Below are 24,300 nucleotides of genomic sequence, written 5' to 3' on the forward strand. Positions count from 1 at the left end.
GCCCCATGGCCGAAGCGGCGGGGCTCCAGACCTTCTCCATTCCGCTCCCCTCCCCCGAGGCAGCCCTTGCCTTGGCTGGGGAAGCCGAGTCGAGCCTGCGGCACCTTGAGTCCCTCACCGGGACGCTTCTTGTGTTGCGCGGGCTCGACCTTGTGCTGCAGGGGCGGGCCTCCCAGCTGGAGCGCACCTCTGCCCTGGTGGATTTGCTTCGCCCGCTGTGGCAGGAGGGACAGGCGATCACCCGGGTGGACGTGCAGACCGCGCTCAAGGCTCTGGATACGGGCCGGGAGCACGAACATGCGCGCCTCAGTGATCAGGTGCTGGCCCGCAGCCAGAGCGGCAAACTGCTGCGCCCCCGCACCCTCAAGCAGAAGGCCTACGTGGACGCCATGGAGCGCCACGACCTCACCCTGGCCCTCGGCCCTGCCGGCACCGGCAAGACCTTCCTCGCCACCGTTCTGGCGGTGAGGATGCTGCACGAGCGCAAGGTGGAACGGCTGATCCTGACCCGGCCCGCTGTGGAGGCCGGAGAACGGCTCGGCTTCCTGCCCGGTGATCTGCAGCAGAAAGTGGATCCCTATCTGCGGCCGCTGTACGACGCCCTCCATACCCTGCTCGGCAGCGAGCGCACCGCCACGCTGCTCGAAAAGGGTGTGATCGAGGTGGCACCGCTGGCCTACATGCGAGGCCGCACCCTGGTCGATGCCTTTGTGATCCTCGATGAGGCGCAGAACACCACGGCGGGTCAGATGCGGATGGTGCTGACCCGCCTCGGTGAGAATTCGCGCATGGTGGTGACCGGCGACCCCACCCAGGTGGATCTGCCTCCTGGGGTCACCAGTGGCCTGGCGGAAGCCGCCCAGGTGCTGCAGGGGGTCGAGGGGGTGGCGATCTGCACCCTCACAGCTGCCGATGTGGTGCGGCATCCACTGGTGCAGCGGTTGGTGCAGGCCTATGCCCGCAGGGATGGAGCGCCCTCCGGCTCCAGCAGCCGACGATAGGGAGATCCGCACCAACGCATCAACCGGCCCCCGTCACTGGCTGGCAGGATGAGTCAGTACGCAGAACTGGTGAGCCATGCCGGCCAGCAGCAATTTCCAGGAAGCGATCCGCGAGGCCAATTCCAGCGCCCTCGTTGGGCCCAATGTCGTCAGCAAGGCGCTGCCCTACGTAGGTGGTGGCATGGTGCTCACCGCTGGCGGGGTGCTGGGTGGGCTTTCGATGATGTCGAGCCCGTTGTACATGCCCCTGTTCTGGGTGGCTCTGATCGGGAACTTCATCCTGTTCTTCGTGGCCCAGAATGTGGCCTCCAAGGGCAACAACAGCACCGCTCTGCCGCTGCTGGCCGCCTACAGCCTGATCACGGGCTTCACTCTGAGTGGCATCGTCGGCTACGCCGTTGCCTCTGCAGGTATCGGTGCCGTAGGCACAGCCGCCCTGGCCACTGGCATCACCTTTGTGGTGGCGTCGGTGCTGGGACGCCGCATGAGCGACAGCATCGGTCAGGCCCTTGGAGCCGTGGTGGGTCTGGGTCTGCTCGGCCTGATCATCGCCATGGTGGTTCAGGTTGTGGGCAGCATCTTTGCCCCGGGCATGTTCAGCACCGGTGGTTTTGAACTGATGATCGCCGGTTTCGGCACCGTGCTGTTTGTCGGTGCCGCATTCCTGGATTTCTACACGATGCCCAGGTCCTACACCGACGACCAGTATCTGGCCGGTGCCCTGGGGATGTACCTCACCTACATCAACCTCTTCATCTTCATTCTGCGCCTGATCATCGCCTTGCAGGGTGGTGGCCGTCGCGACTGAATCCCAGCACGATTGATCCCAAGGCCTGAAAAGCAGTCATTGCTGATCTTTCCTCGAATCTCTTCTGCGCCCCTAAAGGGGCGCTTTTTCATGGGACGTGCCCGAACTGGGGGGCACTGATTGATATTGATTCAGCAGTGTCAATTGTGTGCCTTTCTGTGAAATAACGTGCTTGCCTGGCTGCTGGCTGGCCAATTAACTGTCTGGCTCGCGATCAGTCCTCGGCCACCGCCTCGATTGCCTCGGCAATGGCCGCGCGCTGCTCGGTGTCGTAGCCCCAGCGATCCAGAAAATCCACATCGGTGCCGGAGCCGTTCCGGGCGGCCGCCAACAGGATCTCCAGACGGGTCTTCACCGCCAGGGGTTCCAGCAGGCGGATGAGCTCGGTGCAGCGTGCCGCCACCCGCCCGGAGGCGGCACGCTGCTGATCATCGCCGGCGCGCCTGTGGTGCAGGGTCATGGCGGTGCTCATCGCCAGGTTGCGGGCGGTGAGATCCACCACTCCATCGCCGGCGGCCCGCAGCTGCAGCACCAGCGGCTCGGGCAGGCGGTCCATCAGAGGGCAATCGCCCGCCAGCGCCACTACGAAAAAGCCACGGGCTCCGTCGCGGCTGGCCACCAGCTCCCCCACCCGATCGGCCAGCACCTCGTCGCTGAGCTCGCCGCTCTCCCACAGCCCCAGCCATTGGGCCGTGATCTCCATCGCCTGCGGGAAGGTGGGCTGGGCAAGGGGGGTGGACGTATCCATGGGGTCGGCACCGTCTGCTGGCAGTGTTGAGGTTATGGAGCCAAGTCACCCCGGCGATCCGTCGTCGCCCCAACCCAGCCCCGAGGGCACCGCAGCAGCAGGTGGGCGTCTGCTGCCGATTCCCCAGCCCCCGGCCGCCGGGGGAAGCAGCTTCGGCCTGGCCCCCGAGGGCTTCCGCTCCGGCTTTGTGGCCCTGATCGGTCGCCCCAACGTGGGCAAATCCACCCTGCTCAACCAGCTGGTGGGGGAGAAGGTGGCGATCACCTCGCCGGTGGCTCAGACCACCCGCAACCGCCTGCGGGCCATCCTCACCACCCCCAGCGCTCAGCTGGTGTTGCTCGACACGCCCGGCATCCACAAGCCCCACCATCTGCTCGGCGAGCGGCTGGTCCAGAGCGCCCGGGGCGCGATCGGGGAGGTGGACCTGGTGCTGCTGCTGGTGGACGGCAGCCAGCCCGCGGGGCGAGGCGACGGCTTCATCGTCGAATTGCTGCGCCACGCCCGGGTGCCGGTGCACGTGGCCCTCAACAAGAGCGATCTGGTGCCGCCCGAGCAGGCCCGGGAGCTGGCGGAGACCTACCGGCAGCTCCTGGCCGGCGACAACACGCTTGGCGCCAGCCCTGGGGACGACGTCGGGCCAACCGCTGCGCCACGGCTGGACTGGCCCCTCCATCCGGTCAGTGCCCTCACGGGAGTCGGCACGGCGGAGCTGGTCGAGGCTCTGGCCGCCGATCTGCCGATCGGCCCCCACCTCTATCCCCCCGATGCCACCAGCGATCAACCGGAGCAACTGCTGCTGGCCGAGCTTATCCGCGAGCAGGTGCTCTGCCACACCCGCGAGGAGGTGCCGCATTCGGTGGCGGTGCAGATCGATCGCATCGTCGATGACGGCCCCCGCACGGCCGTACTGGCCACGGTGCTGGTGGAACGGGCCAGCCAGAAGGGCATCCTGATCGGCAAGGGGGGCAGCATGCTGCGCCAGATCGGCCAGGGGGCTCGGCTGCAGATGCAGAAGGTGTTCGACGGACCGGTCTATCTCGAGCTGTTCGTCAAGGTGGTGCCCAACTGGCGGCGCAGCGCGGCACGGTTGGCGGAACTGGGCTATCGCGGCGACTGAGGCGATCGGGAGGGCGGCTGAGAGGATGGGACGATCGTGCACCGATCCGCCTTGGTCGACGCCAGCCCCGGCGCCAGCGCTGCCGCCTCCACGCCTCCTGTCCCGGCGGCGTCAACGGATGCTCCCTTTCCGCCCAGTGATCTGACGGCTTTCCTGCAGCTCTGTGCGGGCGAATGGATGAGCCTGCGCAGTCTGTTTGGCCTGGGGCAGCTGGAAGAGGGCGCCAATGGTGATGAGTGGCACAGCTCCGAGCGCGGCGAGCTGGTGGTGACCTACCTCAGGGCCGAGCACCCTGCGGAACCCGGTGGGCTGCTGATCGCCCCGAAGGGGCACCCCGAACGCAGCCTGGTCTTCGATCGGCAAGGTGGATTCCGGGCTTCAGCGGCAGCCTCCGGCACCAGCCCAGCGGGACATTGGCAGCTGTGGCCGGACGGGAGCCTGGAGCTGCGGCTGGAGAGCGGCGGCACGGAGGTGCGCGAGCGCATCTGGTTCACCAAGCCCAACCTGCGGCTGCGCAGCACCGTGGAACACCGCTCCGATGGCAGCCCCGGCCGCGCCAGCTTCAGCTCCGAGATCCGGCGGGTCAGCCGTGCGGCCGCGCCTGGCGCCACGGCGGTCTGAAGCCGATGGCCATGCGCCTCGATGTGGTCAGCCTGGCCCCGGAGGCCTTTGCGCCGCTGCTGGGGCTGGGGGTGATCGGGCGAGCCTTCGCGGCCGGCATCGCCGAGCTGCACGTTCACAACCCGAGGGATTTCGCCACCGATAAGTACCGCAAGGTCGATGACATCCCCTACGGAGGCGGGGCTGGCATGGTGCTCAAGCCGGAGCCGGTGTTTGCGGCCGTCGAGGCGATTCCGGTTGTGCCGCGGCGCCGGGTGCTGCTGATGAGCCCCCAGGGCAAGCCGCTGACCCAGGCCGATCTGCGCCGCTGGGCCAGCGACTACGAGCAGCTCCTGTTCCTCTGCGGCCACTACGAAGGCTTCGACGAGCGCATTCGCAGCCTGGCCGATGAAGAGGTGTCGATCGGCGACTTCGTGCTCACCGGCGGCGAACTGCCGGCGGCGACGATCATCAACGGGGTGGTGCGGTTGCTGCCCGGCACCGTGGGCACCGAGGCCTGCCTGGAGGAGGAAAGCCACAGCACCCTCCTGCTGGAGCATCCGCACTACACCAGGCCGGCCGACTTCCGCGGCATGGCCGTGCCGGCCGTGCTGCGCAGCGGCGACCATGGCGCCATCGCCCGCTGGCGGGCTGAGCAACAGCTGCAGCGCACCGCCGCGCGGCGGCCGGATCTGCATGCCCGCTGGCTCGTGCAGGAGGCTCCGGCAGGACAGACTGGCGGCCACCATGGGCGCTCCATGATGCAGCTGCGGATCGGCAACGGCTACGACATCCATCGCCTCGTGCCAGGACGCCCCCTGATCCTGGGGGGGCAGACCCTGGAGCATCCAGCCGGCCTGGGCCTCGACGGCCACAGCGACGCTGACGTGCTGGTCCATGCCCTGATGGATGCCCTGCTCGGTGCCCTGTCCCTGGGGGACATCGGTCTTTATTTCCCGCCGGACGACCCGCAGTGGAAGGGCGCCGACAGCCTGCAGCTGCTCCAGCAGGTGGTGGCTCTGGTGGCGGAGCGGGGCTGGCGTGTGGGCAACGTCGATGCGGTGGTGGTGGCTGAGCGCCCGAAGCTCAAACCCCACATCACGGCGATGCGTGCCGCGATCGCCACCTGCATGGGCCTGGATCCCGACCAGGTGGGCATCAAGGCCACCACCAACGAACAGCTCGGCCCCACCGGCCGTGAAGAGGGCATCGCCTGCCATGCGGTGGCTCTGCTGCAGCGCCCCAGCGCCGGCTGATGGGCTCTCGCCGACCCCGTGTCTGGCTCCTTAGGGTCCTCAGCACCATTGGGCTCCTCATCGTGCTGCTGGGCTCCCATCCGCAGGTCAGCATTGCCGCCTTCGCCGATCCCGAGGGTGGCTATGACGTGGCGATCGTGGAGCAGCTGCGCGTCAAGGTTCCGGCTGATGGCCAGCAGGCCTGGCTGGAGGCGGAGCGCGGCAGCTGGGAGCCCTGGTTGCGTCAACAGGATGGGTTCCTGGGCCGTGATCTGTTCTGGGATCAGGAGCGGGAGGAGGGTCTGCTGTTGATTCGCTGGGCCAGCCGCGAGCAGTGGAAGGCGATCGCCCCCCAGGAGGTGGAGGCGGTACAGGAGCAGTTCGAGCAACTGGCCCGCTCGGCCACCGGACAGGCCGCGGGTAATCCCTTCCCACTGGTTCAGGAGGGCGAACTGCAGATCCTGCGCCCATGAGCGGGCTCAGCAGCGAGATCTGGGCCCGCCTCGACTTCGAGCGGCGCGGACGCCTCGGCATGGTGGAGGCGATCTGGGGGGAACACAAAAGCGCCGAGCAGATTGTGACCCTGCTGCGCCGATTCTACGACCAGGGCGAGCTGGCCCTGGTGACACGCGTGGCCCCCGACAAAGCCGAGGCCATTCTGGAGAGCTTCGTTGGCCAAGGCCAGGAGACAGACCGGCCGCTGCACCACCCAGAGGCCCGCTGCCTCACCCTGCCGGCACCGCCGCCGCCCGATCCGGAGCTCGGCCGCGTGATCGTTCTCACCGGTGGCAGCAGCGACCTGGGTGTCGCGGCCGAGGCTCACCTTGCCCTGGCCTGCCATGGCGTGCCCGTGGAGCTGGTGCTGGATGTCGGGGTAGCCGGGCTGCACCGTCTGCAGAGCCAGCTGGAACGGCTCCAACAGGCGACCGTGCTGATCGCCTGTGCCGGCATGGAAGGAGCCCTGCCCACGGTGCTGGCCGGGTTGCTGCCGCAGCCGGTGATCGGTGTGCCGGTCTCGGTGGGCTACGGCGTCAGCGCCGGAGGGATGGCAGCCCTGCACGGCATGCTGGCCAGCTGCGCCCCAGGAATGAGCGTCGTCAATATCGACAACGGCTACGGCGCCGCTATGGCGGCGCTGCGCATCCTGCGGATCAGAGGTGCTGCAGATCTGGATAGGCGGTGAGCAGCTCCTCGGTGCTGAGCACGTCGCCAGCACCATCAGGCTGCCAGATCACTTCCAGGGCCAGAAGATCTTCAATGCCCACGGCACCCAGCTTCTGAAAGGTCTGGCGCAGGTCTTCGGCGGTATCGGAACCCTTCAGCGCCAGCTTGGTGCGGGTTGCCACCAACAGGGTGATGGCGATGAAATCACTGGTGGCGTCGCTGTCGCCAGCTGTCATGCTGCTGTCGCTGAGGCGCTGACCGCCGACATTGCTGGTCACCTCGCGTGACAACTTGCTGCGCTCGGCCATGGAAAGGCGGTTGAACGTGGATTCGGCGCTGGCAAAGGGCACCTGACCCACATCGCTGTGGGCATAGACCCAGAGATCCGGATGGCGCAGCAGGGCCAGGGTGGTCTCCTGCAGGGCCCGTTGCAAGCCAGCATTGGTCCCCGTATCCACACTGGCGGCCAGCCTGCGGAGATCCTGCTGCAGTTGCCGAGCCGTGGCCAGAAGACCGACCTGAACCTGGGCGATCGTGACGGGACCATCCGGGCGGGACGGGTAGGCAACGCCGTTGCCACTGCCGAGGCTCGGGCCATTCCCCATGCCACGGACGGCGTTGAGCAGAACGCCGACCACCGCCATCAGGATCAGGAAACCAAACAGGCCCCCTCCGCCGAAGCCGAAGATCGGAATCAGGAAGGGAAAGCCGATGCCGCCGCCGAAACCTCTGCCGTAACTCCCACCGCGATAACCGCCACCGCCGAGATTGCCGCCGCCATAGCTGCGAGGCACCGAGGGGGCAGAGCGGAAGCTGCCGCCGCCGATGCGGCCGCCTCTAGCGGCCCAGCTGGGATCCGGATGGGCCAGCAACAGCCCCGCCACGAGCAGGGGAATCGCCAGCCAGCTGAACAATCGCCGCAGGGGGCGTTGGCCGGGTCTGTTGCTCCGAAGGGGCTGGTTTGGTCGCGGGGAGAACACCAGGGACGCCGTTTGCGGGTGAAACGAATCTAGGAACCGCCTCCCACGATGGTGACGACCTCCAGCCCATCGGTTTCCACGACCCGGTGCTCCGGCCACTGCCGGCGCGGCAGGATCTCACCATTGAGCTCCACCACCACGAGCTGGGGCCGGTAGCCGAGGGCGACGAGGGCCTGCTCGAGATTGAGGCCGGCCGGGCAGCGTCGCTCCTCGCCATTCACCTGCAGCCGGATGAGCTCCTGGGGCTCCGGCGGCGTGGTCACGAGGGGATCTCCTGGTGCTTCAGGACCCGATGAGTATGGGTGTCGGCTGGCCCGCCCACGTCCAGCTGATCGAGCAGATGCCGGGCGGCGGCAGCCGGATCCTCCGCTTCGATCACGGCCCGCACCACCGCCACCCGACGGGCACCGGCGGCCAGGACGGCGGGCAGATGCTCTGCCGTGAGCCCCCCGATTGCGAAGAAGGGAATCGAACTCTGGGCTGCCGCCTGACGCACGTAGGCCAGCCCGACGGGCTCGCGGCCGGGCTTGGTGGGCGTCGCCATCACCGGACCGACCCCCACGTAGTCGCAGCCGTCAGCGACGGCCTGCTCCAACTGCTCAAGGGCATGGGTGCTGCGCCCGATCAACCGCTCCGGACCCAGCAGCCGCCGAGCCAGGGGGACCGGCAGATCGCCCTGGCCGAGATGGACGCCATCGGCCTCCACCGCAAGGGCCAGATCGATCCGGTCATTCACCAGGAACAAGGCACCGTGCTGACGGCAAAGGTCACACAGAACCTGGGCCTCCTGGAGGCGCCGCTGGTCATCCAGCCCCGGTGTGCCCTCCTTGGCGCGGTACTGCACCAGGCGCACACCACCCCGCAGGGCGGCCTCCACCACACCGGCGAGATCGGGCACCGGTGCGGTGACCAGATAGAGGTTGCAAGCGGTGAGGCGCTGGCGCCGCGAAGCGGCTGCGTCTGGAGTTGGGGCTGTGGCTGAAGCTGGGTCGGCTGTGGGCTCTGAGGCCTGGAGCAGTTCCACTTCCAGGTCGTAGAGGAGATAGCGGATCGCCGCAGCGTCCTGGGCCAGCTCAGGATCGCCGGCGCGAGCGAATTCCTCGATCACCCGCAGGGCCTCCTGCACCCGTGCCGCATTGGCACCGATCACCTGATCCGGGGTGCGGCGCTGCTCCTGGGCGGGATGGCCCAGCCCCGTGGACGGATCGGTCGCGGTGCGGCGGGCCAGCTTGTAGTGATCGGCATGGCGCTGGCCCAGCCGATGGCGCAGGTCCTTGGTGCGGACCACCAGATCCCCGCGTTCCAGGGCAAAACGGCACCAGTCCTCGAGCACCCGCAGGCCTTCGCGCGCCCGGTCGAGGTTGGCGTCGATCAGGCGATGAATTGCCACCTGATCCGGCGCGGGAGAACCCGCCATGGGTGCGACCTGGGTAGGGTGGGAGAGCCTAGGAACCAGTCGAGATGGAGCAGGGCGGCAGCGACAACCCGATGCTGGTGCTGGTGTCTGGAGTGCTGCTCCTGGGGGGCATCGCCGCCTTCATCGGCTGGGGGCTCACCCACGCCTATCCGGCCGGCTGAGAGCTTCAGCCATCAGCATTCCAGGGGTCTGGGTCGGGCACGATCGCCGCGCAGATCTGACGTGCCTGGTCAGCGTCCCTGCCGATCTGCGCCACCAGTTCCTCCAGACCACTGAATCGGCATTGGCTGCGCAGCAGGCGCAACGGCTCCACCGTCAGAGCGAGGCCGTTGAGGTTGAGCTGGCGATCCAGCAGGTGCACCTCCACGGCGGAAGGGGCCTGGGGATCCACCGTGGGCTGGGGACCCAGGTTCATCACCGCCGCCATCGCCTCCCTGGGGGCCTCTGTCCCGGCTCTGGCAGCTCGCTCCGCCAATGCCCCTGTGTTGCCGTCTGCCTGATCGCTGCCAGGCTGATGCGCCCAGGCCCAGGCGGCATAGACCCCTTCGGCGGGCAGGAACTTGCGCCCGTCCACCTGCAGATTGGCCGTGGGCCAGCCCAGGGTCCGCCCCAGACCGCGGCCGCTGCCCACCTGGCCGCAGAAGCGGTAGGGACGATCCAGCAGACGTCGGGCTTCGTCGAGCTCTCCGGCCGCCAGAGCCCGGCGGATGCGGCTGCTGCTCACGCGCTCGCTGCCATCCCAGAGCATCGGCAGCACCGCCACCGCCACACCATGCCCGGCGGCGATCCGGGCCAGGTCCTGGGCGTCGCCGCGGCGGCCCGCCCCGAAGCGGAAGTTGTCCCCCACCGCGATCCGGCGCGCCTGCAGCTGATCGACCAGCACCTGCTCGACAAAAGCTTCAGGACTGAGGCTGGCCAGAGCGCGATCAAACGGAATCAACACCAGCTGCCTGACCGCCAGGGGCTGGAGCAGGGCGAGCTTCTCGGCGGGCAGGTCCAGCCTCAGGCGGGTGTCGCCATGGAGCACCTCCCGAGGATGGGGCCAGAAGCTCACCACCGTGGGGGTGCAGCCACTGGGGCAGTTCTGGCCTGTGATCGCCGCGATCACCCGTCGGTGGCCCTGATGCAGGCCGTCAAAGCTGCCCAGGGCGATGCTGGAAGGACGAAAGGCGTCCTGGGGGGATCGCAGAGGGATCAATGCGTCAGGCGTCCGGAACGTGGGGGCAGGGCGACAGGGCCGATTCCAGGTCAGGGGCTGATCTTCCCATGGCAAGTTTGGGGAGCTTCGGTGCCGCTCCATGGCCGACCCTCTTGATCTCCAGCGCATCTCCGCGGCCCTGCGGCGGGTGGGCTGGGTGCGCTTCTGGACCCAGCTGGTGCTGGGGGTCGTGGTGGTGGGGGTGCTGCTGTTCAACAACATCGGCGGTCAGATCGCGGCCCGCGCCGACAAGGCCCTGGGCCTGGGGCCCGGCCTCTCCCTGACCACGCTGTCGTTCTTTGCATTGCTGTTCAGCCTCTGGCAAGGCTGGTTGATCGTGCGCTGCGGCCGCGCCCTGGCCAGTCCGGTGCGGCCCAGCCGCGGCGAAACCGCCCGTCTGATCAAACGCGGGCTGCTGGCCGATCTGGTCGGACTCACCCTGGCGGCGGTGGGCTATCAGGCCCTGGCGGGCAGTCTGTTCGTGCAGGCCTCGATGCAGGCGGGTTTCGCCTTCGGCGGGGTGATGAGCACCCCGAATGGGCGGATCACGAACTATCCGATCACCTCCCTGGAAATGCTCTCGGTGCTGAGCAACACCCAGGTGCTGTTCGCCCATCTGATCGGCCTGATCTTCACCCTCTGGATGCTGCAGCGCATCTCCCGCACGGCCTGAACGGCAGGTGACCCCGCACGGCGGCACGGTCTAACCAGGAGGGTTCAGTCGAGCTTGCGGCTGGGCCGCAGGCTCTCGCAGGGCGGCAGGGCTATGGCATCACCACGCCAGAACAGCTCGGGTTGCAGGGGCGTCAGCGACGCGCCCCCCTCGGCCACATGGGCCACGTCCGTCGGCCACTCGCCCGGCCCCGCCGCCGTGGCCTCCAGATCGTTGGCCACCTCACCTGCCAGCCAGTAATAGGTGCGGCCGCGGGGATCGATGCGCTTGTCGAACTGATCGGTGTAGCGGCGCACGGCGGTGCGGCACCAGCGCAGCGCTCCGATCCGCTCCGGCGGCAGCGCCGGCACATTGAGGTTGAGCAGGGATCCCTGGGGCCAGCCGGAGGCCAGCAGCATCTCGGCCACATCGAGGGCGAGAGCGGCAGCGGGTTCGAACTGGCGCCACTGGAAATCGGCGCTGCTCACCGCCAGGGCGGGCAGTCCCTCGATCGTGCCCTCCATGGCCGCACTGACGGTGCCCGAGTACAGCACATCGGTGCCGAGGTTGGGGCCGTGGTTGATGCCCGACAGCACCAGATCGGGCCACTGATCCAGCAGGCTGAACAGGGCGAGCTTGACGCAGTCGCTGGGGGTGCCGCTGCAGGCCCAGGCGGTGATCCCCTCGGCGAAGAGTTCGTCGGCCCGTTCCGCCCGGATGGGGGTCTGAAGGGTGAGGCCATGGCCGGTGGCGGAGCGCTCCTGGTCCGGGCACACCACCGTGACCTGGTGCCCCCGTTGCGCCGCTGCCGCGGCGAGGGTACGGATGCCGCCGGCGAAGACCCCGTCGTCGTTGCTGATCAGGATCCGGAGCGGTGCCATCGGTGTGCTCTGGCTGCTGTGGCTGCTGGCAACCTAAACAGGGCGCCTCCTTACAGTCGGCCATCCCCATCACCCGTCCCGTGACTGCCGTGAGCGCCCCCGTCAGCCTGCAGGAGCTCGTAGGCCAGCTCGATCGGCTCGAGGCGGAGGCGGCCGACGCCATTGCCTCGGCCGCCAGCGCCGAGGCTCTCGAGGAGCTGCGGGTCGGTCTGCTGGGGAAAAAAGGACGCCTGTCAGGGGTGCTGGGGGCCATGGGCAAGCTGCCCGCTCCGGAGCGTCCGCTGGTGGGTCAGCGCGCCAACCGGCTCAAGGAGCAGGTGCAGGGCCTGATGGCCGAGCGGCTGCAGGCGGTGAAGGGGGCCGCCCTGGCCGAACGGATCGCCCAGGAGACGCTGGATGTCACCGCCCCGTGCAGCTTTGTGCCGCCGGGCCATCGCCATCCCCTGATCGCCACCGTGGAGGAGATCGTCGACCTGTTCGCCGGGCTGGGCTACCGGGTGTCGGAAGGCCCCGAAATCGAGACCGACTATTACAACTTCACCGCCCTGAACATTCCGGAGCACCACCCGGCCCGGGACATGCAGGACACCTTCTATCTGCCCGGCGACCGTCTGCTGCGCACCCACACCTCACCGGTGCAGATCCGTCACCTTGAGAACAACCCACCGCCGGTGCGGATCGTGGCCCCCGGCCGCGTCTATCGCCGCGATGCCGTGGATGCCACCCACTCGCCGGTGTTCCACCAGGTGGAGGTGCTGGCGATCGACGAGGGGCTGGATTTCAGCCACCTGCGCGGCACCGTGACCACCTTCCTGCAGCAGTTCTTCGGCGATCTGCCGGTGCGCTTCCGGGCCAGCTACTTCCCCTTCACCGAGCCCTCCGCCGAGGTGGATGTGCAATGGCGGGGCCGCTGGCTGGAAGTGATGGGGTGTGGCATGGTCGACCCTGCGGTGCTGCAGGGTCTGGGTCTCGACCCGGAGCGTTGGAGCGGTTTCGCCGCCGGCCTGGGGGTCGAGCGCTTCTGCATGGTGCGCCACGGCATCGACGACATCCGCCGACTGTTCACCAGCGACCTCCGCTTCCTTGAGCAGTTCTGAGCCGTTGCCTTGATCCGGTGCTCTGCCCTTTCTGAGGCAACAGTGGCTCGGCCGGCTGAGGGGGCGGCTGCGCCTTGTGAACGGGGCCCGTCAGCGGCCGGACGGCGCCCATAAACTCAGCTTGCCACTTGCCTGCGATCGGTGCCCCGGGTCGGACTGATCGTCAACGACGGCAAGGACCTGGCCATCACCACGGCCAACGCCATCGAAGAGCGCCTCCAGAACGGTGGCTTCGAGGTGGTGCGGGTGAGCAGTTCCGGCGGCATGGTGGGCTTCGCCAACCCCGACCAGCACCTGCGCAGCCTCGGCTATGCGGCCTGCGTTCCGCCCCTCTTCAACGCGGACATGGAGCTGGCCGTGGTGCTCGGGGGCGATGGCACCGTGCTCTCGGCGGCGCGCCAGACCGCGCCGATCGGCGTGCCGATCCTGACGATCAACACGGGACACCTCGGCTTCCTGGCCGAGGCCTACCTCAAGGACCTCGATGCCGTGATCGAGCAGGTGATCGAACGCCGCTGGACGGTGGAGGAGCGCACTCTGCTGGTGGTGAGTGTGATGCGCGGTGAGCAGCGGCGCTGGGAGGTGCTCTGCCTCAACGAGATGGCCCTGCACCGCGAACCGCTCACCAGCATGTGCCACTTCGAGATCGCGATCGGCCGCCATGCGCCGGTGGACATCGCCGCCGATGGCGTGATCCTCTCCTCACCCACCGGCTCCACGGCCTATGCGCTCAGCGCCGGTGGCCCCGTGATCACGCCGGACTGCCCGGTGCTGCAGCTGACGCCGATCGCACCCCATTCCCTGGCCTCCCGCGCCCTGGTGTTCAACGATCGGGAGCCGGTGACCGTGTTTCCAGCCACACCAGAGCGCTTGATGATGGTGGTGGACGGCAGCGCCGGCTGCTATGTGTGGCCGGAAGATCGCGTGCTGATCCGTCGCAGCGACCATCCGGTGCGCTTTGTGCGGTTGGCCGCCCACGAGTTCTTCCAGGTGTTGCGCAACAAGCTGGGCTGGGGTTTACCCCACGTGGCCAAGCCGGGGTCGGCACCGGAGCAGGGACGATGAGCTCCGCCGTTCTGCTGCTGGGTCCTGAAGCGGTGGCCCTGGCGGAGCGGCTGGCGGCCTCGGGCTATCAGCCCCTCACCGCCCTGGATCACGATTCCAACGTGGACGCGGCCCTGCTCTCATCCGATCAGGCCCCCCAGATCCAGGAGCTGCGGCGCCGCTGGGGTCCGATCCCGGTGTTGCTGGATATCGCAACGGATTCGGTGGAAGGCCGTTCCCGCTGCCTCACCGCCGGCGCCGACGACTACTGGCTCTCCAGCAGTCCACCCAGTGATCTGCTCACCCGCCTGCGGCTCCATCTGCAGCTGGCCACCCGCAGCACGACGCCCTTGCCGGTGCTGCAGGTGGCCGACCTGCGGGTCAACCCCAGCGGCCGTAAGGTTAAGCGCGGCAACCGGTCCGTTGCTCTGACGGCGCGGGAATACCAGCTGCTGCTGCTGCTGCTGCGCCATGCCGGGGAGGTGGTGAGCCGCGAGCAGATCCTGCGGGAGGTCTGGGACGACCAGCAGGCCACGGCCAGCAACGTGATTGAGGTGTACGTGCGCTATCTGCGCCAGAAACTGGAAGAGGGTGGCGAGCGGCGCCTGATCCACACCGTGCGGGGCCGTGGCTACTGTCTCGCCGAGCGCCTGCCGACGCTGGAGGGCCGTGGATGAGCATCCACCGAGAACACTCCCTGCGTGGACTTCGCCTGATCGGAATGACGGTGTTGGTGCTGGCCGCTCGGTGTGCCCGGGCTGGCACTGATCCCCCAGCCACCACCCGCCCCCCTGCAACGGATTCCGCCCCCAAGGCTGCGCCGCAGTTTCTGCCGATCGAGGCTCGCTGGTGCCTGGAGGCCGATCGCTGCATCGACCTGGAGGTGGCTGATGCTCCCCGCGAGCAGGCCCTCGGCCTGCAGCTGCGTCCCCCCTTGCCGCCCCTGCGGGGCATGTGGTTCCCCTACGACCCCCCGGCCCTGGCCCGCTTCTGGATGCACCGCACGCCCGAACCGCTGGACATGCTCTTCGTGCGTGATGGCCAGGTGATCGCGATCGAGACCAACACGCAACCCTGCCCCCATCTTCCCTGCCGGAGCTACGGCCCCGACCAGGCGGTGGACGGGGTGATCGAGCTGGCGGCGGGCCAGGCGGAAGCCCAGGCCATTGTGATCGGGACCCGCGTCCAGCTGGAGCCCCTTCCCTCTGGACCTTCCTTGTCTCCCTAGTCGCCCTCCGTGGCAGCAATCAGGTGTCACCGGCTGCCCCAGTCCGTTTTCAGCCGGGATCGCTACTGTTCCGCTTCCGTCCCGGCTGTCCCCCGGGCCACCTGATCGCATGGAAGCCTTCCGGCTTCTGGAACTTCTGATTCTCCTGGCCGTGCTGGCCGGACTGGTTGGCTTGCTGCTGCGGCGCAACCTCTTCCTCAAGGTTCTCTCCATGGATGTGATGGGCAGTGCCGTTGTGGCGCTGTTTGTGCTGTTGGCAGCCCGCTCGGGCCTGCGCAGCCCCATCCTCGGACGAACGCCGGATGGGGCCATCCAGGCGCTGGGGGTGTCGGCCTGGGCCGATCCGATCCCGCAGGCGGTGATCCTCACGGCCATCGTGATCGGCCTGTCGATCCAGGCCCTGCTGCTGGTGGTGATCTCGCGTCTCTCCCTGCGCGATCCCTGCCTCGATCTGGCCAGCTTCGACATCAAGGAGACGCAGTGATCGCTGCCCTCTCCCCTGAAACGATCCTGACCGCATGGCTGCTGCTGCCGTTCCTGGCGGCTTTCCTGGCCGCCCTGCTGCCGGCACTGGCTCGCTGGCTGGCCCTGGGCTGTGTGCTGGCCACTGCTGCCATCGCCGCGGCGATTGGGCTTCAGGCCATGCCGGCCACGCTCCTGCTTCTTGGCCCTGAAGGGGTCGCGCTGGCGCCCGATGCCCTGGCTGTTCCCTTCCTGTTGCTCAATGCCCTGGTCTGCGGCGCGGTGCTGCTGGATGGCTGGCAACGGCCGAGCACAGGGCCGTTTCTGCTGCTGATGATGGTGCTGCAGGGCGGCCTCAATTCAGCGTTCGTCAGCGTTGATCTGATCAGCCTGTATGTCTGCCTGGAGGTGGTGGGGGTCAGTGCCTTCCTGCTCGTGCTCACGAGCCGATCGGATCGTTGCCTCTGGGTGGGGCTTCGCTATCTGCTGATCGGCAACACGGTGATGACCCTGTATCTGATCGGTGCCGCGGTGATCTATCTCCAGCAGGGCAGCTTCCGCTTCGAAGCGGTGGCCCTCACCAGCGGTGGTGGTGCCCTGGCCCTGCTGCTGGTGGGCCTGTTCACCAAATCCGGTCTGTTCCTCTCGGGCCTGTGGCTACCGCGCACCCATGCCGAGTCGCCGGCTGAGGTGTCTGCCCTGCTCTCCGGCGTGGTCGTCGCCGGCGGACTTTGCCCCCTGGTGCGTCTGATGGATGTCGTGCCATCGCTTTCGGCCGTGATGGTCCCGATCGGCCTGGCCAGTGCGGCCCTCGGCATCCTGTTCGCGCTGGTGGAGACCGATGCGAAGCGCCTGCTGGCCTGGAGCACCCTCTCCCAGGTGGGCTTTGTGGTTCTGGTGCCGGCCGCAGCTGGTCTGTATGCCCTGGCCCATGGGTTGGCCAAGGCCACTCTCTTCCTGTTGGCACGGCGTTTCCCCAGCCGCCAGCTGCTGGGTTGGGTCAGTCGGCCCCTGCCGGCTGCAGTCGCCTGGCCCCTGTGGATCGCGTCCCTCTCGATCGTGGGGGCGCCGCCCTTGCTTGGATACCTCGCCAAGCAACAGCTGGACGAGGCGATTGCCGGGCCAACGGCCCTGGTCACCACGGTGCTGATGGTGGGCACAGCAGCGGTCTATGTCCGCCTCTGGGGCACCCCCTTGTCAGCGGCTCTTCCCCATGACCCAGCCGCACCGGACGCCGCGCTGGAGCAAGCCCGATCGGGGGCCTCCTGGTCTGCCGGGGTCGTTCTGTTGCTGGCGGCCTTGCTGCTGTTGACTGTGCTTCTGCCCATCGCCGGGTGGGGTGGGTCGGCCTCCTTGGTTGGTTCGACAGCCTCGATGGCTGATCTGTCCAGCTCGATCCTCAAGGGTGCCGCCAAGACCGCCCTGGTTCTGCTGGCGGCCCTGATCGTCCACCGCACCCTGGAGCCGCTGCGCCGACTGGGCCAGCTGAGGCTGCCAGACCTGGAACGTTTCCAGGATCTTGTCGGCAGCGTCGGGATTGTCGGGGCCTCCCTGATGGTGGCGCTGCAGCCATGAGAAGACTCCTCCCTCTGTTCTTGAGCACCGGCTTCCGGCTGCTGCTCTGGTGCCTGCTCACGGCCGATCTCGGTCGTCTCAATCTGCTGATCGGTGTGGCCGTGGCCCTGGCTCTGCCGAGAGCCCGATCGAGGCCGCTGCCCCTGCGAGAGCTGGTGCGCGCCCTCTGGCTCAGTCTGGCGGCCGTCCCCCAGGCCTACGGCGAGGCCCTGAGGCTGATGGTGGCCGTCGATCTGGAGGAGCGTCTGATCCAGGAACCGGTGACGAATCGAAGCATTCCGCTGCTGATTTTCCTGGACGTGTTCCGCATCACCCTCACGCCGTTCACGATCGCCCTGGGGCTGGAGCCCGATGGCCAGCATTACCGCGTCCATGCCTTGCTTCCCCGGCGGCAGACGCTCAGGCCATCAGCCGAGGAGACGCCATGACCGTGCTGCTCTGGGGCATGGTCCTGGCCCTGCTGATTCCGATTGCCGTTGCCTGCCGCCAGCAGGACGTCTGGCACCGGCTGGCCGCCTTCGCGAGCATCGCCTCGAAGGTGGCCCTGATCATCCTCGTTGTCTCGGTGGTGAGGAGCGACTGGATGCTCGGCCTGGTGGGGGTGATCGTGCTGAGCGCCGGCAATGCGGGCATGCTGCTGCTCGCCAATCTGCTGCGGGAGGAGCGGTGATGGGCCTGGCTGCCATCAGCGAAACCGCCAGCCTGCTGCTGCTCGGCACCGGCCTGGTGTTCTGGTTCTGGGGAACCTGGCCCCTGCTGGAGACCTCCAGCTATGCCCGTAAGCTGCATGCCCTTTCGGTGGCCGACACCCTCGGCTCGGCCCTGATGCTTCTGGGTCTGCTGCTGCGCATTCCGCGGCAGTGGCCGCTGCTCACCCTGGGGCTGCTGGCACTGATGCTGTGGAACACTATTTTCGGCTATGTGCTGGCGACCTGTTCCCAATCGCGCAGAAGGCCCACGGGCTTCTCCCGCAACCCGCAGGGGGAGCCGCGATGAACCAGGTCTTCACCCTGGCCAGCGATCTCGATCTGTTGCTGCCGATCACGGCCCTGCTGCCACTCACCGCCATCCTGCTGGTGAGCCAGTCCAACCCCTACCAGACCCTTGTGCTGCGCGGAATCCTGGGATCGGTGGCCACCCTGCTCTATGCCTTGCTCGGCGCTCCCGATGTCGCCCTGACTGAGGCACTGGTGGGCACCTTGCTCTCGACAACGCTCTACGCCGTGGCCCTGCGTTCCTCGATGGCGCTGCTGCTGTCCGTGCCCGAGGGCGAGCCCCTGCAGGAGGAGCGGATCCAGCTGTTGCGCACCTGGCTGGAGCCTCTGCACCTTCGTCTTCGCCTGCTCTCCAGGTCTGAGGCCAGCGCCAGCGGACCCATGCCCTGCCACGGCCGCATCGAGCAGGGGCAACGGCTGGTACTCGGCAACCCCCAGCTGGCGGAGAAGTTGCGGGCTCTCGAGGGCTTCCAGCGCTGGCAGGACGACGGCGGGGAGCTGGTGCTGGAGCCGCGGCCATGACCTGGCTCTACCTGCTGGCGGCGATCGCGCTCTGCCTGGCGCCCCTGAGCTCGCCCCTGCCCGCGGCCGAGCCGCTGACTTCCCTGCTGGCTGGCATCACCTCCCAGACCGGCGTTCCCAACCTTGTGTCGGGCGTGATTCTCCACACCCGGCTCTACGACACGGTCGCCGAAGTGGTGGTGTTCACCCTGGCCTCGCTCGGCGTTCGCTTTGTTCTTGCCGGCGAAGTCGCCGCAGCACGGGTCCGCTCCCTCGACGACCCCCCATCGGTGACGCTCTGCCGCCTGGGAGCGACGATCTCAGCCCTGATCGGGGTGGAACTCGCCCTGCGGGGCCATCTTTCCCCAGGAGGAGGCTTCGCCGCCGGGGTCGCCGGTGGCACCGCGATCGGATTGCTGCTGATCAGTGGATCCGCCGCCGCCTTCGACCGTCTGTACAAGCGCTACCGGGCCGATCTCTGGGAAAAGGCCGCCGTGATCGCCTTCGTGCTGTTGGCGTTCCTCGCCCTGGATGGCCTGGCGCCGCCGCAGGGGGCTTTCGGCAGCCTCGCCAGCGGTGGGTGGATTCCCCTGCTCAACATTCTGGTCGCCCTCAAGGTGACGCTGGGCTCCTGGGCGATGGTGCAGCTCTTCGTTCGTTACCGCGGTTTGCTCTGAAGGGCGGGCTTGACTCCGGTCAGCACCAGCACTGGATTGAGCGGCGCCAGGCGGGTGCCCTCGGCCAGGGGAGCCCCGCGCCAGGCCTGATGCTGGCTGACGCTGAGGCAGAAACCGGCCTGCTCCAGCCGGGGCCGCAGGTCCGCCAGGGCTTCCAGGGTCGCCAGGGGAAGCACCACTCTGCCGCCGGGCCGCAGGCGCCCCATCACAGCCTCGAGGATCGGACCGCGATCTCGGCCGCCGCCGCCGATCAGCACCCGATCGGGATCGGGCAGCTGTTCCAGCACCGCCGGCGCTCGGCCTTCGAGGATGGCGGCCGGTCGGACGCCCAGCCGTGCCGCGTTGGCTTCGATCAAGGCGCTGGATCCACTGCGGCTCTCCACGGCCCAGAGCTGCAGAGCCGGCCGCAGCCGCAGCGCCTCCAGTCCGATCGTGCCCACCCCCGCCCCCAGGTCCCAGAGCACACCGCTGGGCGGCAACTCCAGATCGGCCAGCAGCTGGATGCGCACCTCCCGTTTGGTCATCAGACCCGGCCGGTCGTCGTGCTGCAGCCAGAGCCCATCGGCCAGCCCGAACAGGGGCAACGCCAGCGGATCCGGCGGCGGCGGCGCCTCCGCGAGCAGCACCACCAGGTGCAGCGGATCGAGATCCTCCGGCAGGGCCGCGGCAGGCGCCAGCCGCTGCACCCGCTCGGCTGGATGCCCGAGCCGCTCGCAGACCCACAGGCCGTAGGCCGCCTCCAGGCCCGAGGCCCGCAGCAGGCTGCGCACCTCAGCAGCTCCACCGCGGCCCGGATCGGTCAGCACCGCCAGGGCGGCAGGACGCTTCTGCAGCGCCGCCGCCAGCGGCGCCGGATCACGGCCATGCAGGCTGATCCAGCTGGCGTCCTGCCAGGGGCGGCCGAGGCGGGCGAAGGCCAGCTGCAGGGAGCTGGGGGCGGGATGGAAGCGCAACTGCTCCGGGCTGAAGTGCTGCAGCAGGATCCGGCCGATGCCGAACCAGAGCGGATCGCCGCTGGCCAGGAGCACCACGCGGCAGTTCTGGGCCAAGGCCTCTTGCAGCCGGGGGATCAGTTCGGCGGGTCTGTCGCTGGCGATCAGGAGAGGCCCAGAACCTGGTCCGGATGCGTCCGAAGCGCCTGAACCCGTGATGGCTGACTTGGCGGAGAACAGTCCTGCAGCCTCCGTCAGGGTCTCAGTGGTCTGCGGGCCCTGGATCTTCGACCAGAGCTCCAGCTCGTCGAGCAGGCGAGCCGGGGCGGCCACCAGCGCAGCCTTGCGCACCAACTGCTGTGCCGCCGCCGGCAGGCTGGCCATGCCGCCGGCACCGGTGCCCACCACATCCAGCCAGGATTGTTCGCTCAGGGCTTGCCACGGCCAGTGCTGGCCATGATGCTCAACTCCGTTCCCTCGGGAGTCCGTCGGCCACTCCGCCATGCATGACCGCCGCCAGCGCATCCACGATCTGGTGCTCGCCCTGCTGGCCCAGCAGGGCGACCTGGAGCTGCTTTCCGGCGACGGTGCCGGCCTGCCCGATGGCGATGCCGGCACCTGGATCGAGCGCAACCGCCGGGTGGTGCTGCGTTATCAGGCCCTGGTGCGCTCCGCCGTCACCCTCGATGCCCTGGTGGATCAGGAGGTGAATGGGGGCTTCCCGGCGCCGAAGCCCCAGGAGTGGCAGCCGTGATCGAACGGGACAACCCAGCTCTGACAAGCTGGGGGCATCCATAGAACCTGCATGGCGCGTTTTGGCCTGTCCGCCCTGACATCGCTGCTGCGGGACGCCGGATCCCGTCCGGTTGAAGGGTCCCGCCGCAGCGCCGGCACGGCCTGGAAGCCTCCGGTGGCCAGCTGGTCGCGACCCTTTGGTCTGGGTTGGGACGCGCCCTACACCGTGCGCTACGCCAGCAACCTCGACGACGGCCCCAACCACGGCACGCCCCTGGGGGGCTTCGGCGCCGGCTGCATCGGCCGAGGCCCCGATGGCAGCGTCAACCTCTGGCACCTGGACGGCGGCGAGCACTGGTTCGGCACCCTGCCGGACTGCCAGTTCGCCCTGTTCGAGAGCGATGGCAGCAGCAGCCGCGCCCATGCCCTGGCCGTGAAGCCGCCGCTGGACGCCTCCCGGCCCGAGGCGGGCGAGCCCCTGACCAGCTGGAGCTGGTACCCCGCCAGCACCGCCGAGACCACCACCGGCACCTACGCCGCCCGCTATCCCCTCAGCGCCACCCACTACAGCGGTGTGTTCGCCGCCGAGCTCAGCTGCGAGGCCTTCAGTCCGATCCTGCCGGGCGACTACCAGCGCAGCAGCTATCCGGTGGCGGTGTTCGTGTGGACGCTGCACAACCCCAGCGACCGCCCCCTGGACCTGTCGTTGCTGCTGAGCTGGCGCAACACCGTGGGCTGGTTCCGCAATACCGATCCCTCCGCCTCGGTGCACTTCCGCGACGACGGCAGCCCCGAGCACAACTACGTGCCCGCCATCGGCCACAGCCGCGGCCAGCGTAACCGCTGGATCGATCAGCCGGGCCTGCAGGGGATCCTGCTGGAGGGCGAGCGCAGCGAGCCGATCGCCGAAGGGGAAGGGCAGTGGTGCCTGGCGGTGCCCGATGCCGCAGCCCTGGAGGCAGCCGGCGTGCCGGGGGCCCGCATTCAGCGCTGCAGCCGCTGGAACCCGGCTGGCAGTGGCGCCGAACTCTGGGAACCCTTCGCCCGCGACGGCTCCATCCCCGATGGCGACAACGATCGCCGCAGTGCGGAGAACGATCCCGCCAGTGCCGCCCTGGCGGTGCAGCTGCGCCTGGAGCCCGGCGCCACGGTCGAGATCCCAGTGGTGATCAGCTGGGACCTGCCGGTCACGGCCTTCGCCAGCGGCACGACCGCCCTGCGTCGCTACACCGATGTCTTCGGTGCGGTGGGAGACAATGCCGCCGCCATCGCCGCCGAAGCCCTGCGGGACTGGCGCGGCTGGCTGGAGCGGATCGACGCCTGGCAGCAGCCCGTGCTGGAGCGCACCGACCTGCCGGAGCCGCTGCGCATGGCCCTGTTCAACGAGCTCTATGACCTGGCCAGCGGCGGCAGCCTCTGGACCGCTGCCAGTCCCGCCGATCCGGTGGGCCGCTTCGGGGTGCTGGAGTGCCTCGACTACGCCTGGTACGAGAGCCTTGATGTGCGGCTCTACGGCTCCTTCGCTCTGCTGCAGCTCTGGCCGGAGCTGGACAAGAGCGTGCTGCGCAGCTTCGCCCGCGCCATCCCCGCCGCCGACCCCACACCGCGGCCGATCGGCTGGTATTTCACCCAGGGGCGGGGCCGCGTCGAGGCCGCCCGCAAGGTGGCTGGTGCCACACCCCACGACCTCGGGGCCCCCAACGAGCGGCCCTGGGATGCCACCAACTACACCGCTTATCAAGACTGCAATCTCTGGAAGGATCTGGCCAGCGACTTCGTGCTGCAGGTCTGGCGCACGTTCCGGCTCGCACCGACCGGAGAAGACCTGCGCTTCCTGGCGGAGTGCTGGCCGGCCGCCGTGGACGCGCTGCGCTACCTCAAGACCTTTGACGCCAACGACGACGGCCTGCCCGACAACGGCGGCGCCCCGGACCAGACCTTCGACGACTGGCCGCTGCAGGGCGTGAGCGCCTATTGCGGTGCGCTCTGGATCGCGGCCCTGGAGGCGGCCCTGGCGATGGGCCAGCGCCTCCAGCTGGAGCTGGGCCTTGATACCTCAGAGGAGCAACGGCAGTTCAGCGGCTGGCTGGAGCAGTCACGCGCCAATTTCGACCGGTTGCTCTGGAACGGCGAGTACTACGCCATAGATGCCTGTAGCGGCACCCCCGTGGTGATGGCCGACCAGCTCTGCGGCGATTTCTACGCCCGCCTGCTCGGTCTGCCCGCCGTGGTGGCCGACGATCGGGCCCATTCCGCCCTCAACGCCGTCAAGGAAGCCTGTTTCGAGGGGTTCAGGGGTGGCAGCCTCGGTGTGGCCAATGGCCTGCGTCGCGACGGCACGCCCCTCGATCCCAACGGCACCCACCCGCTGGAGGTGTGGACCGGCATCAACTTCGGCCTGGCCGCCTACTACCGGCTGATGGGCGACAGCAGCACCGCCTTCGCGATCACCGGCGCCGTGGTGCAGCAGGTCTATGGGGGCGGCCTGCAGTTCCGCACCCCCGAGGCGATCACGGCGGTGAACACCTTCCGCGCCTGCCACTACCTGCGGGCCATGGCGATCTGGGCCCTGTGGGCCACCCATACGGACTGGCAGGCGATTCCCGGCGCGGAACAGCCGGCCCCCTGGCCGTTGCACAGGGAGCAGCCAGCTTGAACGTGCCTCCCCTGAAGCGGCGCTGGGCCCACCCACTCCAGCCTGGCCTGGCCCTGATCCTGGGTCTGCTCTGCTGGCTGGGCTGGCCAGCGCTGGCGATGGCCCAGCTGCATGCCCATCCGGATCAGAACAGCATCCCGGTAGTCCGCAGCCTCGAGAGCCTGCGGGACCTCGACGGTCAGAGCTGGCAGGTGGTGGCCTACCGCCAGGGTCCGGTCGGCGGCCCCTTGATCCTGCGCCTGGTGGGCTACCCCGGCAAGGTGAGGCTCGACCACCCCACCAACCTGCAGGTGGTCAGCGGCCGCCTCAGCTGGCAACTGGCCGATGTGACCCTGGCCAGCACCGCCCTGGCCGGCGATGGTCGGGCCGCGGCCGCTGAGTTTGATCTGGCGCCCTTGCTGGCCGATCTGCAGCAGAACCGGCCGCTGCGGCTGCAGCTGAGGGGAGTGTTCACCGACCTGCCGGTGCCCCCTTACGTGGTGGCGGAGTGGCGCAGCCTCAACGACGCCGCGGAGCCAGTGTGAGCCTGCCGACCTCGCCTCTGCCGAGCCCACGGGCGGGCATCGGTTACTGCTCGTCCTCCAGCCAGTGGCACGG

The 24,300-nt window shown here is 68.6% G+C and carries 28 protein-coding genes and 1 pseudogene; 22 read left to right on the forward strand and 7 right to left on the reverse strand.

The window, feature by feature from the left end; all coding sequences use genetic code 11:
• Positions 1-5: 5 nt before the first annotated feature.
• Both H8F26_RS10115 and H8F26_RS10120 read left to right on the forward strand, forming a co-directional pair.
• Positions 6-1,001 carry a PhoH family protein gene (locus tag H8F26_RS10115; protein ID WP_197153836.1) on the forward strand — a complete coding sequence of 332 codons (996 nt, stop codon included), beginning with the start codon at positions 6-8 and terminating at the stop codon, positions 999-1,001.
• Between the two features lie 76 nt (positions 1,002-1,077).
• Entirely contained in the window at positions 1,078-1,809 is a 732-nt protein-coding gene (locus H8F26_RS10120) for a Bax inhibitor-1 family protein (RefSeq protein WP_197153837.1), read from the forward strand.
• A gap of 214 nt (positions 1,810-2,023) precedes the next feature.
• Here H8F26_RS10120 and H8F26_RS10125 read toward each other — a convergent pair whose 3' ends face one another.
• Positions 2,024-2,557 (reverse strand): hypothetical protein, encoded by a 534-nt coding sequence (locus H8F26_RS10125; RefSeq protein WP_197153838.1) that lies wholly within the window; start codon positions 2,555-2,557, stop codon positions 2,024-2,026.
• A 34-nt stretch (positions 2,558-2,591) separates the two neighbouring features.
• On the opposite strand from H8F26_RS10125, the gene era reads away from it, so the two are divergent.
• Genes era through larB form a run of 5 tightly spaced genes read left to right on the forward strand, consistent with a single transcriptional unit; the run spans position 2,592 to position 6,692 of the window.
• Entirely contained in the window at positions 2,592-3,674 is a 1,083-nt protein-coding gene (gene era / locus H8F26_RS10130) for a GTPase Era (RefSeq protein WP_197153839.1), read from the forward strand.
• 51 nt (positions 3,675-3,725) lie between these two features.
• Positions 3,726-4,295: a phycobiliprotein lyase gene (locus tag H8F26_RS10135; RefSeq protein ID WP_231597741.1), complete on the forward strand. Its 570-nt coding sequence runs from the start codon at positions 3,726-3,728 to the stop codon at positions 4,293-4,295.
• A gap of 11 nt (positions 4,296-4,306) precedes the next feature.
• Positions 4,307-5,530, forward strand: coding sequence for a tRNA (guanosine(37)-N1)-methyltransferase TrmD (gene trmD, locus H8F26_RS10140; protein ID WP_370594703.1), 1,224 nt, complete (start codon positions 4,307-4,309; stop codon positions 5,528-5,530).
• The gene (locus H8F26_RS10145; protein ID WP_197153841.1) at positions 5,530-5,982 is read left to right on the forward strand and encodes a TIGR03792 family protein; all 453 of its coding nucleotides are present in this window, start codon (positions 5,530-5,532) and stop codon (positions 5,980-5,982) included. The genes trmD and H8F26_RS10145 overlap by 1 nt, the downstream gene beginning before the upstream one ends.
• Positions 5,979-6,692 carry a nickel pincer cofactor biosynthesis protein LarB gene (gene larB, locus H8F26_RS10150; protein ID WP_197153842.1) on the forward strand — a complete coding sequence of 238 codons (714 nt, stop codon included), beginning with the start codon at positions 5,979-5,981 and terminating at the stop codon, positions 6,690-6,692. Before H8F26_RS10145 ends, larB begins: the two co-directional genes overlap by 4 nt.
• On the opposite strand, the gene H8F26_RS10155 is transcribed toward larB, so the two are convergent.
• The 4 genes and pseudogenes from H8F26_RS10155 to H8F26_RS10170 form a co-directional block, all read right to left on the reverse strand.
• Positions 6,661-7,596 carry a DUF1517 domain-containing protein gene (locus tag H8F26_RS10155; RefSeq protein ID WP_197159119.1) on the reverse strand — a complete coding sequence of 312 codons (936 nt, stop codon included), beginning with the start codon at positions 7,594-7,596 and terminating at the stop codon, positions 6,661-6,663. The genes larB and H8F26_RS10155 overlap by 32 nt on opposite strands.
• Before the next feature lie 86 nt (positions 7,597-7,682).
• Positions 7,683-7,916, reverse strand: coding sequence for a sulfur carrier protein ThiS (gene thiS, locus H8F26_RS10160; protein WP_197153843.1), 234 nt, complete (start codon positions 7,914-7,916; stop codon positions 7,683-7,685).
• A complete protein-coding gene (locus tag H8F26_RS10165) occupies positions 7,913-9,070 on the reverse strand; it encodes a thiamine phosphate synthase (RefSeq protein WP_197153844.1) in 1,158 nt (385 codons plus the stop codon). Before H8F26_RS10165 ends, thiS begins: the two co-directional genes overlap by 4 nt.
• Positions 9,071-9,275: 205 nt before the next feature.
• Positions 9,276-10,268 (reverse strand): annotated as a pseudogene (locus H8F26_RS10170) (bifunctional riboflavin kinase/FAD synthetase); the annotation flags it as partial.
• A gap of 100 nt (positions 10,269-10,368) precedes the next feature.
• On the opposite strand from H8F26_RS10170, the gene H8F26_RS10175 reads away from it, so the two are divergent.
• Positions 10,369-10,941 carry a DUF3611 family protein gene (locus H8F26_RS10175; protein WP_197153846.1) on the forward strand — a complete coding sequence of 191 codons (573 nt, stop codon included), beginning with the start codon at positions 10,369-10,371 and terminating at the stop codon, positions 10,939-10,941.
• 44 nt (positions 10,942-10,985) lie between these two features.
• On the opposite strand, the gene surE is transcribed toward H8F26_RS10175, so the two are convergent.
• Positions 10,986-11,801, reverse strand: coding sequence for a 5'/3'-nucleotidase SurE (gene surE / locus H8F26_RS10180; RefSeq protein ID WP_197153847.1), 816 nt, complete (start codon positions 11,799-11,801; stop codon positions 10,986-10,988).
• An 89-nt stretch (positions 11,802-11,890) separates the two neighbouring features.
• Between surE and pheS the strand changes: the two genes are divergently transcribed.
• The 11 genes from pheS to H8F26_RS10235 all read left to right on the forward strand — a co-directional run bounded on the left by pheS (position 11,891) and on the right by H8F26_RS10235 (position 19,380).
• Positions 11,891-12,898, forward strand: a complete 1,008-nt coding sequence (pheS, locus tag H8F26_RS10185) for a phenylalanine--tRNA ligase subunit alpha (protein ID WP_197153848.1) — start codon at positions 11,891-11,893, stop codon at positions 12,896-12,898.
• Positions 12,899-13,039: 141 nt separating this feature from the next.
• Positions 13,040-13,963 carry an NAD(+) kinase gene (locus H8F26_RS10190; RefSeq protein ID WP_197153849.1) on the forward strand — a complete coding sequence of 308 codons (924 nt, stop codon included), beginning with the start codon at positions 13,040-13,042 and terminating at the stop codon, positions 13,961-13,963.
• A complete protein-coding gene (locus H8F26_RS10195; protein ID WP_197153850.1) occupies positions 13,960-14,619 on the forward strand; it encodes a response regulator transcription factor in 660 nt (219 codons plus the stop codon). The genes H8F26_RS10190 and H8F26_RS10195 overlap by 4 nt, the downstream gene beginning before the upstream one ends.
• Positions 14,616-15,170, forward strand: a complete 555-nt coding sequence (locus H8F26_RS10200) for a DUF192 domain-containing protein (protein WP_370594610.1) — start codon at positions 14,616-14,618, stop codon at positions 15,168-15,170. Before H8F26_RS10195 ends, H8F26_RS10200 begins: the two co-directional genes overlap by 4 nt.
• Positions 15,171-15,279: 109 nt before the next feature.
• Entirely contained in the window at positions 15,280-15,654 is a 375-nt protein-coding gene (locus H8F26_RS10205) for a cation:proton antiporter subunit C (protein WP_197153851.1), read from the forward strand.
• Positions 15,651-17,207, forward strand: coding sequence for a proton-conducting transporter membrane subunit (locus H8F26_RS10210; protein ID WP_231597745.1), 1,557 nt, complete (start codon positions 15,651-15,653; stop codon positions 17,205-17,207). The genes H8F26_RS10205 and H8F26_RS10210 overlap by 4 nt, the downstream gene beginning before the upstream one ends.
• On the forward strand, positions 17,204-17,635 hold the full coding sequence (locus H8F26_RS10215) for a Na+/H+ antiporter subunit E (RefSeq protein ID WP_197153852.1): 432 nt from the start codon (positions 17,204-17,206) through the stop codon (positions 17,633-17,635). Before H8F26_RS10210 ends, H8F26_RS10215 begins: the two co-directional genes overlap by 4 nt.
• Positions 17,632-17,877, forward strand: a complete 246-nt coding sequence (locus tag H8F26_RS10220; RefSeq protein WP_197153853.1) for a hypothetical protein — start codon at positions 17,632-17,634, stop codon at positions 17,875-17,877. Before H8F26_RS10215 ends, H8F26_RS10220 begins: the two co-directional genes overlap by 4 nt.
• Positions 17,877-18,203, forward strand: coding sequence for a monovalent cation/H(+) antiporter subunit G (locus tag H8F26_RS10225; protein WP_197153854.1), 327 nt, complete (start codon positions 17,877-17,879; stop codon positions 18,201-18,203). The genes H8F26_RS10220 and H8F26_RS10225 overlap by 1 nt, the downstream gene beginning before the upstream one ends.
• Positions 18,200-18,724, forward strand: coding sequence for a hydrogenase subunit MbhD domain-containing protein (locus tag H8F26_RS10230; protein WP_197153855.1), 525 nt, complete (start codon positions 18,200-18,202; stop codon positions 18,722-18,724). Before H8F26_RS10225 ends, H8F26_RS10230 begins: the two co-directional genes overlap by 4 nt.
• Positions 18,721-19,380 carry a Na(+)/H(+) antiporter subunit B gene (locus H8F26_RS10235; protein WP_197153856.1) on the forward strand — a complete coding sequence of 220 codons (660 nt, stop codon included), beginning with the start codon at positions 18,721-18,723 and terminating at the stop codon, positions 19,378-19,380. Before H8F26_RS10230 ends, H8F26_RS10235 begins: the two co-directional genes overlap by 4 nt.
• Here H8F26_RS10235 and cbiE read toward each other — a convergent pair.
• On the reverse strand, positions 19,362-20,696 hold the full coding sequence (gene cbiE / locus H8F26_RS10240; RefSeq protein ID WP_231605612.1) for a precorrin-6y C5,15-methyltransferase (decarboxylating) subunit CbiE: 1,335 nt from the start codon (positions 20,694-20,696) through the stop codon (positions 19,362-19,364). The genes H8F26_RS10235 and cbiE overlap by 19 nt on opposite strands.
• A 118-nt stretch (positions 20,697-20,814) precedes the next feature.
• Between cbiE and H8F26_RS10245 the strand changes: the two genes are divergently transcribed.
• The 3 genes from H8F26_RS10245 to H8F26_RS10255 are packed head-to-tail and all read left to right on the forward strand — an operon-like array spanning position 20,815 to position 24,227.
• Positions 20,815-21,066, forward strand: coding sequence for a hypothetical protein (locus H8F26_RS10245; protein ID WP_197153858.1), 252 nt, complete (start codon positions 20,815-20,817; stop codon positions 21,064-21,066).
• A gap of 51 nt (positions 21,067-21,117) precedes the next feature.
• Complete coding sequence (locus H8F26_RS10250; RefSeq protein ID WP_197153859.1) at positions 21,118-23,703, forward strand: GH116 family glycosyl hydrolase; 2,586 nt, start codon at positions 21,118-21,120, stop codon at positions 23,701-23,703.
• Complete coding sequence (locus tag H8F26_RS10255; RefSeq protein ID WP_370594611.1) at positions 23,700-24,227, forward strand: DUF3122 domain-containing protein; 528 nt, start codon at positions 23,700-23,702, stop codon at positions 24,225-24,227. Before H8F26_RS10250 ends, H8F26_RS10255 begins: the two co-directional genes overlap by 4 nt.
• The last annotated feature ends 73 nt before the right edge of the window (positions 24,228-24,300 follow it).

Source organism: Synechococcus sp. CBW1006, assembly GCF_015840525.1.
GTDB lineage: Bacteria > Cyanobacteriota > Cyanobacteriia > PCC-6307 > Cyanobiaceae > CBW1002.